17 protein-coding genes, 1 pseudogene and 1 riboswitch are annotated in these 17,714 nt (G+C 60.5%); of the genes and pseudogenes, 10 read left to right on the top strand and 8 right to left on the bottom strand.

Annotated features, from left to right (window positions below; all coding sequences use genetic code 11):
- Positions 1 to 432: 432 nt before the first annotated feature.
- On the bottom strand, positions 433 to 666 hold the full coding sequence (locus FQ192_RS26195) for a hypothetical protein (protein WP_054045638.1): 234 nt from the start codon (positions 664 to 666) through the stop codon (positions 433 to 435).
- A gap of 205 nt (positions 667 to 871) precedes the next feature.
- Between FQ192_RS26195 and FQ192_RS26190 the strand changes: the two genes are divergently transcribed.
- Positions 872 to 1,456, top strand: a complete 585-nt coding sequence (locus tag FQ192_RS26190) for a YajG family lipoprotein (RefSeq protein ID WP_123410123.1) — start codon at positions 872 to 874, stop codon at positions 1,454 to 1,456.
- A 211-nt stretch (positions 1,457 to 1,667) separates the two neighbouring features.
- Here FQ192_RS26190 and FQ192_RS26185 read toward each other — a convergent pair whose 3' ends face one another.
- Positions 1,668 to 1,874: a hypothetical protein gene (locus FQ192_RS26185; RefSeq protein ID WP_010458215.1), complete on the bottom strand. Its 207-nt coding sequence runs from the start codon at positions 1,872 to 1,874 to the stop codon at positions 1,668 to 1,670.
- A 174-nt stretch (positions 1,875 to 2,048) separates the two neighbouring features.
- Between FQ192_RS26185 and FQ192_RS26180 the strand changes: the two genes are divergently transcribed.
- Entirely contained in the window at positions 2,049 to 2,333 is a 285-nt protein-coding gene (locus FQ192_RS26180) for a hypothetical protein (RefSeq protein ID WP_149661120.1), read from the top strand.
- A 209-nt stretch (positions 2,334 to 2,542) separates the two neighbouring features.
- Here the strand turns inward: FQ192_RS26180 and FQ192_RS26170 are convergent, their stop codons facing one another.
- Positions 2,543 to 3,706 (bottom strand): 1-acyl-sn-glycerol-3-phosphate acyltransferase, encoded by a 1,164-nt coding sequence (locus tag FQ192_RS26170; RefSeq protein WP_178129239.1) that lies wholly within the window; start codon positions 3,704 to 3,706, stop codon positions 2,543 to 2,545.
- A gap of 142 nt (positions 3,707 to 3,848) precedes the next feature.
- On the opposite strand from FQ192_RS26170, the gene FQ192_RS26165 reads away from it, so the two are divergent.
- From FQ192_RS26165 to FQ192_RS26155, 3 genes are read left to right on the top strand one after another with little or no spacing between them, the layout of a single operon-like run.
- Positions 3,849 to 4,031, top strand: a complete 183-nt coding sequence (locus tag FQ192_RS26165; protein ID WP_008153387.1) for a CPXCG motif-containing cysteine-rich protein — start codon at positions 3,849 to 3,851, stop codon at positions 4,029 to 4,031.
- 12 nt (positions 4,032 to 4,043) lie between these two features.
- Positions 4,044 to 4,304: a putative signal transducing protein gene (locus FQ192_RS26160; protein ID WP_149661117.1), complete on the top strand. Its 261-nt coding sequence runs from the start codon at positions 4,044 to 4,046 to the stop codon at positions 4,302 to 4,304.
- A 35-nt stretch (positions 4,305 to 4,339) separates the two neighbouring features.
- Complete coding sequence (locus tag FQ192_RS26155; RefSeq protein ID WP_133840280.1) at positions 4,340 to 4,963, top strand: SOS response-associated peptidase; 624 nt, start codon at positions 4,340 to 4,342, stop codon at positions 4,961 to 4,963.
- A gap of 45 nt (positions 4,964 to 5,008) precedes the next feature.
- Here the strand turns inward: FQ192_RS26155 and FQ192_RS35155 are convergent, their stop codons facing one another.
- Both FQ192_RS35155 and FQ192_RS35150 read right to left on the bottom strand, forming a co-directional pair.
- Entirely contained in the window at positions 5,009 to 5,752 is a 744-nt protein-coding gene (locus FQ192_RS35155) for a methyl-accepting chemotaxis protein (protein ID WP_372242364.1), read from the bottom strand.
- A gap of 111 nt (positions 5,753 to 5,863) precedes the next feature.
- Positions 5,864 to 6,061, bottom strand: a pseudogene (locus FQ192_RS35150) (HAMP domain-containing protein); the annotation flags it as partial.
- Positions 6,062 to 7,415: 1,354 nt separating this feature from the next.
- Between FQ192_RS35150 and FQ192_RS26145 the strand changes: the two are divergent.
- On the top strand, positions 7,416 to 8,234 hold the full coding sequence (locus FQ192_RS26145; protein ID WP_133840282.1) for a M48 family metallopeptidase: 819 nt from the start codon (positions 7,416 to 7,418) through the stop codon (positions 8,232 to 8,234).
- A 180-nt stretch (positions 8,235 to 8,414) separates the two neighbouring features.
- On the opposite strand, the gene FQ192_RS26135 is transcribed toward FQ192_RS26145, so the two are convergent.
- The 3 genes from FQ192_RS26135 to FQ192_RS26125 all read right to left on the bottom strand — a co-directional run bounded on the left by FQ192_RS26135 (position 8,415) and on the right by FQ192_RS26125 (position 11,249).
- Positions 8,415 to 8,999, bottom strand: coding sequence for a TMEM165/GDT1 family protein (locus FQ192_RS26135; protein WP_149661115.1), 585 nt, complete (start codon positions 8,997 to 8,999; stop codon positions 8,415 to 8,417).
- Positions 9,000 to 9,088: 89 nt separating this feature from the next.
- A riboswitch (yybP-ykoY riboswitch) is annotated at positions 9,089 to 9,210 on the bottom strand.
- A 41-nt stretch (positions 9,211 to 9,251) separates the two neighbouring features.
- On the bottom strand, positions 9,252 to 10,250 hold the full coding sequence (locus tag FQ192_RS26130; protein ID WP_149661114.1) for a class I SAM-dependent methyltransferase: 999 nt from the start codon (positions 10,248 to 10,250) through the stop codon (positions 9,252 to 9,254).
- Positions 10,251 to 10,283: 33 nt separating this feature from the next.
- Positions 10,284 to 11,249, bottom strand: a complete 966-nt coding sequence (locus FQ192_RS26125) for a 2-hydroxyacid dehydrogenase (protein WP_149661113.1) — start codon at positions 11,247 to 11,249, stop codon at positions 10,284 to 10,286.
- A 311-nt stretch (positions 11,250 to 11,560) separates the two neighbouring features.
- Here FQ192_RS26125 and FQ192_RS26120 point away from each other — a divergent pair, with 311 nt between their 5' ends.
- The 4 genes from FQ192_RS26120 (at position 11,561) to FQ192_RS26105 (ending at position 17,646) form a co-directional block, all read left to right on the top strand.
- Positions 11,561 to 12,190: a LysE family translocator gene (locus FQ192_RS26120; protein WP_149661112.1), complete on the top strand. Its 630-nt coding sequence runs from the start codon at positions 11,561 to 11,563 to the stop codon at positions 12,188 to 12,190.
- A 144-nt stretch (positions 12,191 to 12,334) separates the two neighbouring features.
- Positions 12,335 to 14,017 carry a fatty acid--CoA ligase gene (locus FQ192_RS26115; RefSeq protein ID WP_149661111.1) on the top strand — a complete coding sequence of 561 codons (1,683 nt, stop codon included), beginning with the start codon at positions 12,335 to 12,337 and terminating at the stop codon, positions 14,015 to 14,017.
- Positions 14,018 to 14,363: 346 nt separating this feature from the next.
- Positions 14,364 to 16,253 (top strand): DUF1302 domain-containing protein, encoded by a 1,890-nt coding sequence (locus FQ192_RS26110; RefSeq protein ID WP_149661110.1) that lies wholly within the window; start codon positions 14,364 to 14,366, stop codon positions 16,251 to 16,253.
- Between the two features lie 28 nt (positions 16,254 to 16,281).
- Complete coding sequence (locus tag FQ192_RS26105; RefSeq protein WP_149661109.1) at positions 16,282 to 17,646, top strand: DUF1329 domain-containing protein; 1,365 nt, start codon at positions 16,282 to 16,284, stop codon at positions 17,644 to 17,646.
- Positions 17,647 to 17,714: the final 68 nt, after the last annotated feature.

The raw sequence follows: 17,714 nt of genomic DNA, 5'->3' as shown, positions 1-17,714 counted from the left end.
TAATGGTGCATGTTCAGACGCAAAACTATTCATTTGCTCGCCACACTCTTGTGAAGTTGTGAAAACCCGTTTTTTTCACGCTCTTTTGAAGACGTGAACCTCAAAAAAGGGCTGTCCCAGCCTGGCACCGTGCCCGGATGGATTGCCGCCATGGGATACATGACAGGCAAAACGGGCAAACAGCTCAGTGACCGAGCGTAATGACAGCTCTGCAGATTCGCGAAAAGTGGGGGTTTTGCTCAGGGAACAGCAAGCGCGCCAGCTTCACTCGATCTGTGTGGGCGGCTCTCTGTGGGCGGTGCGGGGTGCCAATACCGGGGCATTGACGGTGCTGCGAGGCCCGATCAGGAGACGTCCTTATAATCGGGGGGAGATTGTATCTAAGAAACGCAGGGAAATGGTCGTGAATAATGACTTTTATTAGGCGTCTGGTCAGATGGACAACAGCGCCTGTACCCGTGAACGAGGTTGATGCTGGCGCACGCGGGCGCTCGGGGGCAGGGGATGGTGCAACCAGTTGAGGCGGATTTCTTCGATTTCGACCCAGCCATCACCCATGGGTTGGAGACTGCACTGCTTGAACGCCTGGCAATGGCCATTGCGGTCGAGCAGGGCGAAGCTGCGGTGCAACGGACGTGGCGCGAACAACGAGATCAGATAACGCATGGCGGAGTACCTTGTGGGGTGACTGCTGTGAAGGTTGCCAGCAGGCCGTGACGCCAACGTGTATGGACGGTTACAGGTGTGTGACAGGAACCGGCTCGTGCGGGGTTTGTCAGAGATTTCAACAATCGTTGCGAGACCCTAGTTCGCGACGATGGCCCACCGCTATACTGCCGGCCTGTTTGTGCCTGATTCTGGAGAGAAGAGCATGTTGCAACGCCTGTTGTTCGGTTTGATCACTGTGACCAGTTTGACCCTGGTTGGCTGCGCCCACAGCCCGCAACAACTGAACCCGGAGCCAAAGCTGACCACTCAGTTGGCGCCGGTTGGCCATGGCCAGCAGGTTGTGGTGCGAGTGGTGGACGGCCGTCCATCGCCAACCCTGGGCACCCGTGGCGGTCTGTACCCCGAGACCAGCGCGATCACCGTGCAGGGCGCGCAGATTCTGCCGAAGTTGCAGGCCCAGGCCGAGGCGGCCGTGCGTTTGCTGGGCTTCACCCCGGTGTCCAATGGCATGAATGCGCCGCAACTGACCGTGACCCTGGCGGAGCTGAAATATCAGTCGCCTAAAGAAGGCATGTACGTGACCGAAGCCACCATCGGCGCGACCTTCCGCTCCGACGTGCAGAACGCCAACCGTCGTTACAGCGGTCGTTACGGCGCTTCCCTGGACCAGCGTTTCGGCATGGCGCCGAATCAGGAAACCAACACCAAGCTGGTCAGCGATGTGTTGAGCGATGCCCTGACGCGTCTGTTCAAGGACCCGACCGTGGGTCAGATTCTCGGCGAATAACCTTTCGCGAGAGACAAAAAAGCCCGGTGCCAGTGATGGTCCCGGGCTTTTTCATGTCCGCCGATTTCTGTGGACGAATACAAAAACCCATGTAGGAGCGAGCGGTGCGACGATTCGACTTGCCCGCGAAGGCGGTGTGTCAGTCAACATTGATGTTGAATGTGCCGCCGCCTTCGCGGGCAAGCCTCGCTCCTACAAAGGTTCGGTGGGGTCAGGCGGCTTGGGAGTAGAAATCCAGCACACTCACCCCGGTCAGCAAATCCGTTTCCGGCAAATCCGCATGTTGATGCCCGCCGAGGGCGCAATACACCAGCCAGTGGCGGTCCTGGACGTTGAAGGCGAGGCTGCCGACGAGATTCTGCTGTTCGTCGCTTTGCGCGATAAGGTAGAGGCGGTCCTGGTTTTCGGCGTGCAGCATGCTGTGCTCTGTGTCGGTTTCGAGGGGCGACAGACTGGCGTATTCAGATGACGACGCCGTGACACAAGACAGCAATCGGCCCAATGGTTCGTTATTTGTCGCACGCTTTCGGTAGAATCCGCGCCGCGGTCGTCGGTCCGACGTCTGCCACGTTAGTTTTGCCCGAGGTCCGTGATGTCGTTGCATTTGATTTCGTTGTTCACCAACCATCCCGCCAAGTTGATCAACCTGCTGGCCTTGCTGATTGCCTTCCCCGGCTGCTGGCTGCTGCATGCTACCCGTCGCCGCGAACAGCGTGCGCTGGCGGTGCTGGAGGCGCATGCCCAGAGCCGTCGTGTCGATGACGCGATGTTGATGCTCGATGGCGCCACCCAGCGCATGAACCGGTTTTTCTATCGCTTCGGGTTTGCCTGTCTGGGTGTGGCGTTGGTCGTGTCGTGGATCAGTACCCGCTTCTGAATCTCTGACACGAGACCTGTGGCGAGGGGGCTTGCCCCCGTTGGGCTGCGAAGCAGCCCCAAAGGTCACCGCGTTCAGTCTGGCACACCGCAAGCACCGATTTTGCGACTGCTGCGCAGCCGAACGGGGGCAAGCCCCCTCGCCACAGTTGGTATAAGGCCAAAAAAACGGCGCCCCGAAGGCGCCGTTGTCGTGTCCGGTCAAGCTGCTTAAAGCGGCAACCCAGCCTTCACCCGATACTGATTGCGCACCGGCGTCGCATATTGCAACACCAGGAACGGACGATGTTCCTCAGGGCAAGCCTCCAGCCGGCGCTGCCATTCTTCCTGAGCCTTGGCCAGTTCATCCGCCGCAAACACCTCGGCGGCTTTGGGCACCTGAAGCTGCGGATCCGCATCCTTCCACTGCGCATAAGCCAGGTAGTGCACCGGGAACAACCGGTAACCGCCGAGGATCTGCTTGTCCATCTCGATCGCCAATTGCTTGGTGTCGTCGAACAGCTCGGTGATCGGCGCGGCGAAATTCACGTGGACCCGGCCCTTGTAGCCGGTGATGCCCTTGGCGATGCTCACATCGTCCTCGCCCGGCACTTTGCTGTAGCTGCCAGTAGTGGCGCGGATGAACAGTTCGCGGGCCTTGGCCTGGTCGCACGGGTCGTATTCGTAGCTGATCGACACCGGGGTCACGTTCAGCGACTGGATGACCTCGCCGAACGGCTCGTCCTTGCGGCTCATGTGAAACATCTTGAGGATCGCCGACTCGGTACGGTCGTCGCCATCCTTGGCCCGGCCTTCGGCCTGGGCGATCCAGATCGAGGCGCAATCGTTGCGGATCGAGTGGTTGATGTAGGCCGACAGCAACTGGTAAGCCGCCATCTTCTCGCGGCGACCGGTGATCGAGCGGTGCACGATGAAGCTCTTGTTCAGGCGCATCAGATCGCTGACAAACGGCTTTTGCAGCAGGTTGTCACCGATGGCGATGCGCGGGGTCGGCAGGCCGGCGTGGTACACGGCATAGTTGACGAAGGCCGGGTCCATCACGATATCGCGGTGATTGGCGATAAACAGGTAGGCGCTGCCGGACTTGAACTGCTCGACGCCGGTGTAGGTGACACCGTCGGTGGCGCGCTCGATGGTGTGGTCGACGTACACCTCGACCTTGTCCTGCAAAGTGGCCACCGAGTTGACGCCGGCGAACTCACGGCGCAGCCGATGAGCTATAAGAGGTTTGAGCATCCAGCCGAAAGCACCGGCGTAACGCGGGAAGCGAAAGTGAATGAGGATATCTAGAAGCGCCTTGTCGCCGAGCAGCCGCGCCAGCACCGCTGGGACTTCGCTGTCGTCGTAAGGTCGGATGGCATCGAATTCGCCCATCATGCTCTCTTGTTAGAAACGGCTAGGGTAAGTAAAGGTTTTGATCGAAAACCAACGGGGCACGGTCTGAAAAGGTAGTCAGACAAAAATAGCCCTGCAAATAGACCGGCGATTATACGCACAAGTCACCTGGGAGACCGCGATGCTGGAAACCGAGCGCTACGAATGTCCGTATTGTGGTGAAGAGGCCGAGGCCGTGCTGGATTTGTCCGGCGGCGATCAGACCTATATCGAGGATTGTCCGGTGTGTTGCAGACCGATCACGTTTGTCCTGCAAACCGACGGTCAGGAATGGTTGCTCGAAGTTCATAGCGAGAACGAATGAAAGGGGCGCCCGATGCAGCGAATCTACGAACCGGAAAACCTGATGGAAGGCGAGTTGCTGCAAGGCATGCTCGCCAGCGAGGGCATCGAAGCGCATCTGGTGGGGCGGGATTTGCTCGGTGGCAGCGGTGAATTGCCGATTTACGGTTTGTTGGGTTTGTCCGTGGATAACGATCAGGCCGAGTACGCCCGGGAACTGATCACCGCCTACAATGCCGCGTTGCCGATGCCCGGTGATGAACCGGAAAGTTTTCCCGGCACGCTGGTCTGTTAGGCTGACGGTCGTTTTATCAAGAGTCGTGTTGCCCCATGTGTGGACGTTATGCCCTGTTTCGCTGGAACCCCGCCTTCGCGGCCCTGCCTGGCTTCCCCGCCGATCAGCAGGCCCAGTGGAATATTTCCCCCAACGATTCGGTGTTGATGCTGCGTGCCGGTGCCGACGGTCAGCGTGAGTTGGCTCGCGCCCGCTGGGGCCTGACGCCGCCGTGGCTGACCGATTTGTCCCGCACCCCGGCCCATGCCCGGGCCGAAACCGTGGCCGAACAGCCGATGTTTCGCCAGGCGCTGCGCGAGCGCCGTTGCCTGTTGCCGGCCAATGGTTTCTACGAATGGCGCGGCACCCAACGCAAGCGCCCCTATTGGCTGACACCGGGGGAGGGCTCGGCGCTGTTTTTCGCGGCGATCTGGGAGGCGTATCCAGTGCAGGAGCAGATATGGCTGAGCACGGCGGTGATCACCCAGCCGGCGGCGAGTCAGCGCCGGCCGTTGATTCTCGATGAGGCGGGGCAGGCCGCGTGGCTTGATCCCGAGACGCCTTTGCATGTGTTGCAGGGATTGCTGGCCAGTGAGCCCGCAGCGTTGCGCGAGCGGGTGTTGGCGAATCTGGTAAATGATCCGAAGCTCAACGGGCCGGAGTGTTTGACGCCGGGATAGTGATCGCTCCCACGCGGAGCGTGGGAACGATCATGAACGATCACCTCAGACCTTGAACTGATTGATCAACCGCCGCTGCTGTTCCGCCAACTTGGTCAGGTCCGCACTGGCCGCACTCGACTCATCCGCCCCGCCGGCCACTTCGTTGGCCACTTGCCCGATGTTGATCACGTTGCGGTTGATGTCATCCGCTACCGCACTCTGTTCCTCGGCTGCGCTGGCGATCTGGGTGTTCATGTCGTTGATCACCGACACCGCCTGAGTAATCGTCTCCAGCGCTTCAGCCGCTTTCGCCGCATGCTGCACGCTTTCATCTGTACGGTTCTGGCTGTCTTCCATGACCCGCACCACATCGCGGGTGCCTTGTTGCAGTTGCTGGATCATGGTCTGGATTTCTTCGGTGGCCTTCTGGGTCTTCTGTGCCAGGTTGCGCACTTCATCGGCCACCACGGCAAAACCACGGCCCTGTTCCCCGGCGCGCGCAGCTTCGATCGCTGCGTTCAAGGCCAGCAGGTTGGTCTGCTCGGCAATCCCGCGAATCGCGGTAAGGATCGCGTTGATGTTCTCGCTGTCCTTGGCCAGGGTCTGCACCACGGCCACCGCTTTACCGATTTCCACCGCCAGCACGCCAATCGAATTCGAGGTGTCGCGCACGATCTGCATGCCTTGCGCTGCCGCTTTGTCCGCATGGCTGGCCGCCTGCGCTGCCGATGTGGCGTTGCGTGCCACGTCCTGGGCGGTGGCGGTCATTTCGTGTACTGCCGTGGCTACCTGATCGATCTCGGCCATCTGCTTGTGCACGCCAATGTTGGTGCGGATGGCGATGTCGGCGGTGTGTTCCGATGAATCGCTGACGCTCTGCACCGACGTCACCACCTGGGTGATCATCGCCTGCAACTTGGCCAGGAAGGTGTTGAAGCCCTTGGCAATCGAGCCCAGTTCGTCGGCGCGGTCGCTGCTCAGGCGGCGCGTGAGATCGCCTTCGCCCTGGGCGATGTCGTCGAGCATGGCCACCATTTGCTTGAGCGGACGGGCGATGCCGTGGCCCACCAGCCAGATCACCAGCAAGCCGATACCCGCAATCAGCAAGCCGACCATCGCCATGCCGAAGGTGTCGGACTTGCGCTGTTTATCCAGGTCGCCCTGGAGTTTTTGCAGGTCGGCCATCACCGCGTTCAGCGGCAATTGCAGCATCAGGGTCCAGCGGGCGTCGGTCTGGCCGATGCCGAACGGCAGGTACAATTCGATCCGGCCATTGGCCTTGTCGACGGTGTAGGTCACTTCGCCGCGCTTGAGATTCGCCATGTTGGCAATCTGCTGGCTGTCGAGGATGTCGCTGACCTTCTCGCCGAATTTGCTCGGGTCCTTGGTGTAGGCGACGATCCGGCCATTGCCGCCGATCAGCGCCATCACGCCCGAGCCGCCGTACAGTTTCTGGTTGGCGCCCAGGAGCATTTCCTGGATGAAGTTCACCGACAGGTCGGCGCCGACGATGCCCTGGAAGGCGCCGTTGAGCATGATCGGTTCAATAAAGGAGGCGAGCATGACGATTTTGTCGCCGACCTTGTAGGGCGCCGGATCGATCACGCAGGATTTCTTGGTTTCTTTCGAGCACAGGTAGTACTCGCTGGCGCGCACGCCGGTGGACAGGGTTTTCTGGTCGTCGACGTCCACCAGTTTGTCCAGGCCCAGGCTGCCGTCCTCGTTGCGGAACCACCACGGCAGGAAACGTCCGTTGGCGGCGTCGATACCGACCACCTTGGTATCGACGTAGGCCACATCGTTATGGTCCAGGGCGTTTTTTTCCCAGCCGATGTAGGTGCCGAGGATCTTCGGGTTCTTGGCGACGTTTTGCTTGATCAGGCTGATCAACTGCTCACGGCTGATGTTCACCTGGGGTTGGCCATCGGCGCCCGGGGTGCCGATCAGCTCGTTGACTCGCACCAGGCCGCCGGCAATCAGCAGCGGCGCCTCGAGCTCGCGCTGGATCTGGCTGACCTGGGTTTGCGCCAGGGAAGTGAGGCGCTGCTCGATGACTTGCTCGAACTGCGCCTGGGTCCGTTCCTGGACCATGTCTTGCGTCCGGGCGCCGGAAAACAGCGCGTACAGCACCAGGGCCGCGACGACACTGAGGACGATGGCGCCGGCGAGGGCGGCTACGGAAAACTGGATCGACTTGAATTTCATGGGTGCTCCGCACGCAAGAGGACGTCTGCGCTGTTGTATCGGCCGGGGCATCGGGGTCCATGAGCGGGGGCGTGGCGAAATGACTGTTTTGACGTGCTGGAGGTCGTAAATGAAGCGTGGCGGGCGTGGCCTGCGCGAGTTTGTGAATTTTTTTAGGCGGCGCAGAAAATATTGTCGGAAAAGTCTGTGCTACACGTCTGTTGTATCTGGCGCCGATACAATTCACCGCCTACGATACGCGGCATGTTTTCAGGGAGCTCTATTGATGAACAAGACATTGGTTGCAAGTGCATTGAGCGCGGGTCTGTTGCTCGCCGGTTGTCAGTCGGTCAACACCACCAGCGGCGGAGCCGTCGGGGTTGAACGCAAGCAGTACATGTTCAGCATGCTGTCGAGCCAGGAAGTCGACCAGATGTATGCCCAGTCCTATCAGAAGACAGTAGGCGAGGCGACGAGCAAAGGGGTATTGGACAAGACCAGTACCGATGCCAAGCGCATCCAGGCCATTGCCAACCGGCTGATTGCCCAGGCGCCGAACTTCCGTCCGGATTCGGCCCAGTGGAAGTGGGAAGTCAACCTGATCAAGAGCGACGAGCTCAACGCCAACTGCGGTCCTGGCGGCAAGATCATTTTCTACACCGGGCTGATCGACAGCCTGAAACTCACCGACGATGAAATCGCCGCGGTCATGGGCCATGAAATCGCCCACGCCCTGCGCGAGCACGGTCGTGAAGCGATGTCCAAGGCCTATGGCATGGAAATGGCCAAGCAGGGCGCCGGTGCCTTGTTCGGTCTGGGGCAGGACAGCCTGGCCCTGGCCGACACCGTGGCCAACTACGGCATGACCTTGCCGAACAGCCGCGCCAATGAAAACGAAGCCGACCTGATCGGCCTGGAACTGGCGGCCCGCGCTGGCTACAACCCGAACGCAGCGATCACCTTGTGGAACAAGATGAGCAAGGCGTCGGAAGGTTCACCACCGGAATTCATGAGCACTCACCCGGCGTCGACCAGTCGGATTGCTTCGTTGCAGGCAGCGATTCCGAAGGTTATGCCGTTGTACGAGAAAGCCTCGAAGTCCTGATGTTCATGAGGTGAGTCTTGTGGCGAGGGGGCTTGCCCCCGTTGGGCTGCGAAGCAGCCCTTCTTTATGCTCCCACCACCATTCTTCAGTTACACCTCATTCTGCGGTTTTGCGACTGCTACGCAGTCGAACGGGGGCAAGCCCCCTCGCCACAGTTTTTGGCTTGGCCGAATGAATGCGTCAAACCCACCCACTGCTCTGCATCGCTTTGTACACCGCGACAATTGCCAGGACGAAGAACGCCGACGCCGCCAGTCGACGGATCAATGTCAACGGCAGTTTGTCCGCCGCAAAGTTACCGGCCAGTACCACCGGCACGTTGGCAATCAACATCCCGGCGGTGGTGCCGATGATCACCAGCCACAGTTCCGGGTATTGCGCGGCGAGCATCACCGTAGCGACCTGGGTCTTGTCGCCCATCTCTGCCAGGAAAAACGCGATCAATGTGGTCAGGAACGGGCCGAACTTGCGCGCCGTGCTGGCGTCGTCGTCGTCCATCTTGTCCGGCACCAGGGTCCACAACGCCGTCGCGGTGAAGCTGGCGGCGAGGATCCAGTGCAGCGTTGCATTCGAGAAGAAGCTGCCGAACCAGGCGCCTACCGCACCGGCTGCCGCGTGGTTGGCCAGGGTCGCGGCAACGATGCCGGCGATGATCGGCCAGGGTTTGCGAAAGCGAGCGGCGAGAATGAGCGCGAGCAGTTGCGTCTTGTCGCCGATTTCGGCCAAGGCAACGATTGCGGTGGGAACGAGAAGAGAATCCAGCATCAGGGTTTTCCTAAGGGGCGGGTCGACACGGCTATGACACGTACAGCCTTCCCGCCCCGGGTAAGGTGTTCGTGTCATAGGTCTTGTCAAACCCTGGCGACCATCTGTGTGGACGCTTGGGTCGCATACGCCATGGCCTGTTGACCAAGTATGTTGACGTATGCCGGACGAGCATGGCGCTCGTGGGAGACTACTCCCCTAGGACGGAGCGGATTCTGCCTAGGCAAAATCCGTTAGGCAAGCACTTATTTATCAGCCGCGTTTGGCCCGGTAGATTCGGAAACCCTGTCCTTCTGCCTTGATCGCACACACGCCCAGGTGCTCTTCGATCAGTGGCTGATACTTCAGGAAGCTGTTGGCGACCAAGCGCAGTTCGCCACCGTTTTTCAGATGTTTGGCTGCTTTTCGTAGCAAGTTCTCGGTTGCAAAATAATCGGTGTGCACCCCGACATGGAACGGCGGATTGCTCAAAATCGCGCTCAACCCCATCGGCGCGGCATCGATCCCGTCACCGGTAATCACCTCGGCTTCCAGACCGTTGGCGGCCAATGTCAGGCGACTGCTGGCAGCGGCGAACGCATCCACGTCCAACAAAGTGACTTGGTTGTGCGGATAACGACGCTTGACCGCCGCGCCCAGCACCCCGGCGCCACAACCGAAATCGAGCAAATGGCCGCTGGGCAACTTGTCCAGATGCTCCAGCAACAGCGCACTGCCGCGATCCAGCCGACCGTGGCTGAACACCCCCGGCAAACTGATGACTTTCAGCGGTCCTTCGGCCAAGGGCAGTTCGTATTCCTGGGCCAGGCTTTCCAGGGATTTGGCTTCTGGCGCGTTGGCCACGGTGACCAGCCACAGTTGGCAATGCCGCGCGCTGTCGAGCTTGCGCGGCTTGCCGAACGTGTTCAGTTGCTTGGCCGCGCCTTCGATGCCGCTGCGTTTTTCACCGACCAGGTACAACTCGCGCCCGGCCAGGCGTGAGGCGAGGGCGTTGAGGATGTAGTCGGTCAGGTCCTTGGACTTGGGCAGAAACACCACCGCCGTGTCGAATTCACGCTCCGGTGCGTTCACACCAAAGTGGCTGCGCTCGGCGAAGCGTGCGTCCAGCGCTGCTTGATCGCCGGCATGCCAGCACCAGCCATGGGCGTCGGGCAGGCGGCCCAGCAAGTCGTCGGCGGGCAAACCGGCCAGCAACACCGAACCCTGAAATAACTCGGCCTGACGAAGCAGTACTTCACTGCGCGGATCCATACTCTGCTCCTTGAAAAAAAGTGCGGCAGTTTATCAACTGACGACCCGCAGTGCCTTACCGCTGAAGAACGCCTGGGTGTTTTCGGTCAACTGGCCCACGATGCGCTGCCGCGCCTCGCGACTGCCCCAGGCGTTGTGCGGGGTGACGATCAGCCGGGGAATGTCAGCGGCCAGCAACGGGTTGCCATTAACCGGCGGCTCGATACTTAGCACGTCCGTGGCCGCGCCGCCCAGGTGACCGTTGCGCAACGCGTCGGCCAGCGCCTGTTCGTCGATCAAGCCACCGCGGGCGGTGTTGACCACGAAGGCACCCGGTTTCATCGAAGCCAGTTCACGGGCGCCGATAAAGTGCCGGGTGTGTTCGTTGAGCGGGCAGTGCAGGGTCAGGGCGTCGATTTGCGGCAGCAGTTCATCCAGCGGCAAGCGATCCGGGCGGGCAGGGCGGCCGGGAATCTGCCCCAGCAACACGCGCATGCCGAAGGCTTCGGCCAATCGCGCGACGGCGCCGCCCAGTTCACCGTGACCGAGCAGCCCGAGGGTTTTGCCTTCCAGTTCGACGATCGGGTAATCCAGCAGGCAGAACTGTTTGGCCTGCTGCCAGCGCCCTTCGCCGACGGCTTTCTGGTAATCGGCCAGGCGTGTTGCGAGGTTCAGCAACAGCATGATCGTGTGCTGGGCCACCGACGGCGTGCCGTAACCCTGGCAGTTGCACACGGTGATCCCGTGGGCGCGGGCGGCGGCCAGGTCGACGTTATTGGTGCCGGTGGCGGTGATCAGGATCAGCTTGAGTTCGGGGCTGGCGGCGATGGCGGCGGCGTCGATCAGGATCTTGTTGCTGATGGCCACGGTGGCGCCCTTGAGGCGCTCGATCACCTGATCCGGCGTGGTCTGGGCGAACAACTGCAAGTCGCTGAAGCAATCGCGCAATGGCGTCAGGTCGAGGTCGCCCAGGTCCAGGGACGGGTGGTCGAGGAAAACGGCGCGGCGAGTGTTCGTCATCAACTGTACCTTTTGTGCGATGAACTGAAGGCGTAATCTGCCGAGCCTACCAGATGAAACAAATGGTTACTCATCGCCCCCAAGCCACTTTGAGGGCCGGTGCGGTACCTGTGGCGAGGGAGCTTGCTCCCGCTGGGCTGCGCAGCCCCAACCCAGGCAGCCGAGTTTTATCAGGCGGACCGCGTTTTCCGGTTTTACGACTGCTTCGCAGCCGAACGGGAGCAAGCTCCCTCGCCACAGGTGTGATGCAAGCCATAGAAATTGAGTTTGCTCGCGCTATTTTTCGACCAAGTTTCCCCAAGGAGCCCCCCATGTACTGGACAGAATTCTTGACCGTCGTCCTGATTCACCTGCTGGCCGTCGCCAGTCCCGGCCCGGACTTTGCCGTGGTGGTGCGTGAGAGCGTGACCCACGGTCGCCGCGCCGGGACCTGGACCGCGCTGGGTGTGGGCACGGCGATTTTCCTGCACGTCGGTTACTCGCTGCTCGGCATCGGCCTGATCGTGTCCCAGTCGATTGTGCTGTTCAACGCCTTGAAATGGGCGGCGGCTGCCTACTTGTTGTACATCGGCTTCAAGGCGCTGCGAGCACAACCGGCCAAACCGGTGTCGGACGACCTGCACAAGGAAGTCGGCGAGCGTACCGCCCGTGGCGCGTTTACTTCGGGCTTCGTCACCAATGGCCTGAACCCCAAGGCCACGCTGTTCTTCCTGTCGCTGTTCACCGTGGTGATCAACCCGCACACGCCACTGGTCGTGCAGGCCAGCTACGGGATCTACCTCGCGTTCGCCACGGCGTTGTGGTTCTGCCTGGTGGCCAGGTTATTCAGCCAACAACGGGTACGCGCCGGTTTCGCCCGCATGGGCCACTGGTTCGACCGGACCATGGGCGCGGTGCTGATCGCCATCGGCGTGAAACTCGCGTTCACCGAGATGCACTGATCAAACGCGGATCCCAAATGCTGGCGCAAAGCTAGCATTTGTACGGTTCTGCAAATCATACCTTTGGCTGATTTGGTTGGCGTATAAGGGCTCTAGAGTGCTTATCTTCCAAGCCAAGACCGTGTAGTCAGAAAAGGGATTCTTATGTTGCAGACTCGCGTTATCCCGCCCGCCGAAGGCGCCTACCAGTATCCGTTGCTGATCAAACGACTGCTGATGTCCGGCGCTCGTTACGAGAAAACCCGCGAGATCATTTACCGCGACCAGCTGCGCTACAGCTATCCGACCCTGATCGAACGGGTCGCACGGCTGGCCAATGTGTTGACGGCGGCCGGGGTCAAGGCCGGGGACACCGTGGCGGTGATGGACTGGGACAGTCATCGGTACCTGGAATGCATGTTCGCCATCCCGATGATTGGCGCCGTGATCCACACCATCAACGTGCGCCTGTCGCCGGAACAGATCCTCTACACCATGAACCACGCCGAGGACCGCTTCGTGCTGGTCAACAGTGAGTTTGTGGGGCTGTACCAGGCCATCGCCGGGCACCTGACCACGGTTGAGAAAACCCTGCTGCTGACCGACTTGCCAGAAAAAACCGCCGATTTGCCGAACCTTGTCGGCGAATACGAGCAACTGCTGGCCGCTGCGAGCACCCAGTACGACTTCCAGGATTTCGACGAAAACTCGGTCGCGACCACCTTCTACACCACCGGCACCACCGGCAATCCCAAAGGTGTGTACTTCACCCATCGGCAACTGGTGCTGCACACCATGGGCGTGTCGACCATCATGGGCGCTATCGACAGCGTGCGGCTGCTGGGCACCAACGACGTCTATATGCCGATCACGCCGATGTTCCATGTGCACGCCTGGGGCTTGCCGTATGTGGCGACGATGCTCGGGCTGAAGCAGGTTTATCCCGGCCGCTACGACCCGGAATACCTGGTGGAGTTGTGGCGCAAAGAGAAAGTCACCTTCTCTCACTGCGTGCCGACCATCCTGCAAATGGTCCTCAACGCCAAAGGCGCCCAAGACACTGATTTCGGTGGCTGGAAAATCGTCATCGGCGGCAGCGCGCTCAACCGTACGCTGTACGAAGCCGCCAAGGCCAAGGGCATTCAATTGACCGCTGCTTATGGCATGTCGGAAACCGGGCCGCTGGTGTCCTGCGCGCACCTCAATGACGAATTGATGGCCGGCACCGAAGACGAACGCACGACCTATCGGATCAAGGCCGGCGTGCCGGGGCCATTGGTGGAAGCGGCGATCGTCGACACCGAGGGCAACTTCCTGCCCGCCGATGGCGAGACCCAGGGCGAACTGGTGCTGCGCGCGCCGTGGCTCACCGAAGGTTATTTCAACGAACCACAGAAGGGCGCCGAGCTCTGGGCCGGCGGCTGGCTGCACACCGGCGACGTGGCGACCCTGGACAGCATGGGCGTGATCGACATTCGCGACCGGATCAAGGATGTGATCAAGACCGGCGGCGAGTGGATCTCGTCCCTGGACCTCGAAGACCTGATCAGCCGTCACGTAGCGGTACGTGAAGTAGCAGTGGTGGGGATTGCCGATCCGCAGTGGGGCGAGCGGCCGTTTGCGCTGCTGGTGATCCGCGAAGGGCATGAGATCGGGGCTCGTGAACTCAAGGAGCACCTCAAGCCGTTCGTCGAGCTGGGGCATCTGAGCAAGTGGGCCATCCCGAGCCAGATTGCCCTTGTTACTGAAATTCCCAAGACCAGCGTCGGCAAGCTCGACAAGAAGCGCATCCGCCTCGACATCACCGAATGGCAGGCCAACAACAGCACCTTCCTCTCGACGCTTTGAGCGTGTTCTGACCTCCCCTGGCGTGCCCGAAAGGGCACGCCAGCCCCACCAAGCAAGCGCTTGGCTTGTGAAATCCGAATTTTCAGCCATCCTTGCCGTGCCGACATGTGTCGGACTGGCGAAAGGACTGTTCCAGAGTGGCCGGCAGCTGCAAATCACACTTTAGAGGGATCAAGCAGTACTACCTGCTGGCTATAGTCCGCTCAAGGATTTTTAAGAACGGAGCACACGCACAAACGGGGCGATGCACATTGGGATTGAATTCGGGACGCCTTGGCTCTCGGTCATCCACAACGTTTTTAAAAGTACTCACTGCCATAACAATAATGCACATGGAGTAGCGTCGATGACATCAGTAAACCAGTTCTGGCGCCGGGCGAAACTGCCCCTGGCGGTCAGTATCGCCTCTTCGCTCGCCGGGCCTGCATTCGGCGTCAGTTTCAACGTCGGTGAAATCGAAGGTCAGTTCGACTCATCCCTGTCGATCGGTGCCAGTTGGTCTACTCAGAGTCCCAACAAGAACCTTATCGGCGTCAACAACGGCGGCCATGGCCTGTCCCAGACGTCCGATGACGGTCACGCAAACTTCAAGAGCGGGGAAACCTTCTCGAAAATCTTCAAGGGCATCCACGACCTCGAATTGAAATACGGCGACACCGGGGTCTTCGTCCGCGGCAAGTACTGGTACGACTTTGAACTGAAAGACGAAAGTCGCGAGTTCAAGGACATCAGCGACAACAACCGCAAGGAAGGCGCCAAGTCCGCCGGTGGGCAGATCCTCGACGCCTTCGTCTACCACAACTACTCCATTGCCGATCAGCCGGGCTCCGTGCGTCTGGGCAAGCAGGTCGTGAGCTGGGGTGAAAGTACCTTCATCGGCGGCGGCATCAACTCGATCAACCCGATCGACGTGTCTGCGTTCCGTCGTCCGGGCGCCGAGATCAAGGAAGGCCTGATTCCGGTCAACATGTTCTACGTGTCCCAGAGCCTGACCGATAGCCTGTCGGCCGAAGCGTTCTACCAGCTCGAGTGGGACCAGACCGTCGTCGATAACTGCGGCACATTCTTCTCTCAGGCAGACATCATTGCCGACGGTTGCGACAGCAACCTGCGCGTGCTGAACAAGCGTTCGCAGATCCCAGCCGTCGCGTTGGGCCCATTGGCCGCCAATGGCGTGGACGTCAACGAAGAAGGTGTGCTGGTCAAGCGCGGTGGCGATCGTGACGCCCGTGACAGCGGCCAGTGGGGCGCGTCCCTGAAGTACATGTTCGACCCGCTGGACACCGAGTTCGGTGCCTACTTCATGAACTACCACAGCCGTGCGCCGATCTTCAGCGCCACCGGTGCCCCGCAGTCGGTCTACAACACTGCACGGGCGCTGCCAGGACCGTTCGCCGCACTCGCACCGCTGCTGGTGGCAGGCAATTCGGAATACTTCGTCGAATACCCGGAAGACATCCGCCTGTACGGTTTGAGCTTCTCCACCACCCTGCCTACCGGTACGGCGTGGAGTGGTGAACTGAGCTACCGTCCGAACGCACCGGTGCAACTGAACTCCACCGACATCCTGTTCGCCGGCGTCCGTCCTATCGGTGGCGCGTTGTCCAACGCGTCCCTGCTGACCGGCGTACCGGGTCAGGACCTGCACGGTTATCGCCGCAAGGAAATCACCCAGTTCCAGACCACCCTGACGCACTTCTTTGACCAGGTCATGGGCGCCAGCCGTCTGACCCTGGTGGGCGAAGTGGGCGTGACCCACGTCGGCGGCCTGGAAAGCACGTCCGATGTCCGCTACGGCCGTGATCCGGTCTACGGTCCGGGTGAATTGCCCGCCACCGGCGGCACCGATACCTGCGCCAACATCCTCAACGCCAGCACCATCAACGGCGCCGGCCCGGGTTCGCCACAGAACAACCGCAGCCGCAATTGCACCAACGGAGGCTTCACCACGGCCACCTCGTGGGGCTACCGCGGTCGTGCCATCTGGGAATACAACGACGTGTTTGCCGGGGTGAACCTCAAGCCGAACGTGGCCTGGTCCCATGACGTCAGCGGTTACTCGCCTGGCCCTGGCGGCAACTTCGAGGAAGGTCGCAAAGCGGTCAGCCTGGGTGTCGATGCCGAATACCAGAACACCTACACCGCAAGCCTGGCCTACACCAATTTCTTTGATGGCAAGTACACCACCGTGGATGACCGTGACTTCGTCGCGCTCAGCTTCGGCGTGAACTTCTAAGCACTGCTTTTTCAGGACGAACACACCTATGAAAATAACAAAGAGTCTGTTCCACGCCGGTGTTCTGGGGCTTTCGCTGCTGGCGACAAGTGTCATGGCCGCGGTGCCTGCCGCAGAAGCGGACAAACTGGGCAAGAGCCTGACGCCGATGGGCGCCGAAATGGCGGGTAATGCCGACGGTTCCATTCCAGCCTGGAAACCCCTGGCAAAGAATGCCGGCAGCGTTGACAGCAAGGGCTTCCTGTCCGACCCGTACGCCAGTGAAAAACCGCTGTTCACCATCACTGCGCAGAACGTCGACCAATACAAAGAGAAGCTTGCCCCGGGCCAGTACGCGATGTTCAAGCGCTACCCGGAAACCTTCAAGATGCCGGTCTACCCGTCCCATCGCGGCGCTACCGTGCCGGATGACGTGTTCGCCGCCATCAAGAAAAACGCCACCAACACCAACCTGGTGTCCGGCGGCAATGGCCTGGAAAACTTCGAAACCGCCGTGCCGTTCCCGATTCCAAAAAGCGGCGTCGAAGTCATCTGGAACCATATCACTCGCTATCGCGGCGGCAGCGTGACCCGTCTGGTGACCCAGGCCACGCCGCAACCGAACGGCTCGTTCAGCCTGGTGTACTTCCAGGATCAGTTCGTGTTCCGCGACAAGATGAAGGACTACGACCCGAAAAACCCAGGCAACATCCTGTTCTACTTCAAGCAGAAAGTGACTGCGCCGGCACGTCTGGCCGGTGGTGTGCTGCTGGTGCACGAAACCCTCGACCAGGTGAAGGAACCGCGTTCGGCGTGGGTCTACAACGCCGGTCAGCGTCGTGTGCGGCGCGCCCCGCAAGTGTCCTATGACGGGCCGGGTACCGCCGCCGATGGCCTGCGTACCTCCGACAACCTGGACATGTACAACGGTGCGCCGGATCGCTACGACTGGAAACTCGAAGGCAAGAAAGAGATGTACATCGCCTCCGACAGCTACAAGCTCGACGATCCGAAGCTGAAATACACCGACATCATCAAGGCCGGCCACATCAACCAGGACCTGGCTCGTTACGAGCTGCGCCGGGTCTGGCATGTGGTCGCGACCCTGAAGGAAGGTCAGCGCCACATCTATGCCAAACGTGACTTCTACATCGACGAAGACACCTGGCAGGCAGCGGTGATCGACCATTACGACGGTCGCAATCAGCTGTGGCGCGTGGCAGAAGCCCACGCCGAGAACTACTACGACAAGCAAGTGCCGTGGTACGCCCTGGAAACCCTGTATGACCTGCAATCGGGTCGCTACCTGGCCCTGGGCATGAAGAACGAAGAGAAGTCGGCGTATGACTTCGGCTTCACCGCCACCACCAGCGATTTCACCCCGGCTGCACTGCGTCAGGATGGTGTTCGCTAACACGCTGTAGACAGAGGCCGCATCCTCGAAAAACGCCCCGACTGGTTCGGGGCGTTTTTTTTGCCTGA

Origin of the sequence: Pseudomonas sp. ANT_J12, assembly GCF_008370045.1 — a bacterium.
GTDB lineage: Bacteria > Pseudomonadota > Gammaproteobacteria > Pseudomonadales > Pseudomonadaceae > Aquipseudomonas.
Note: the sequence above shows the minus strand (reverse complement) of the source record. Positions and strands in the feature narration are given on the sequence as shown.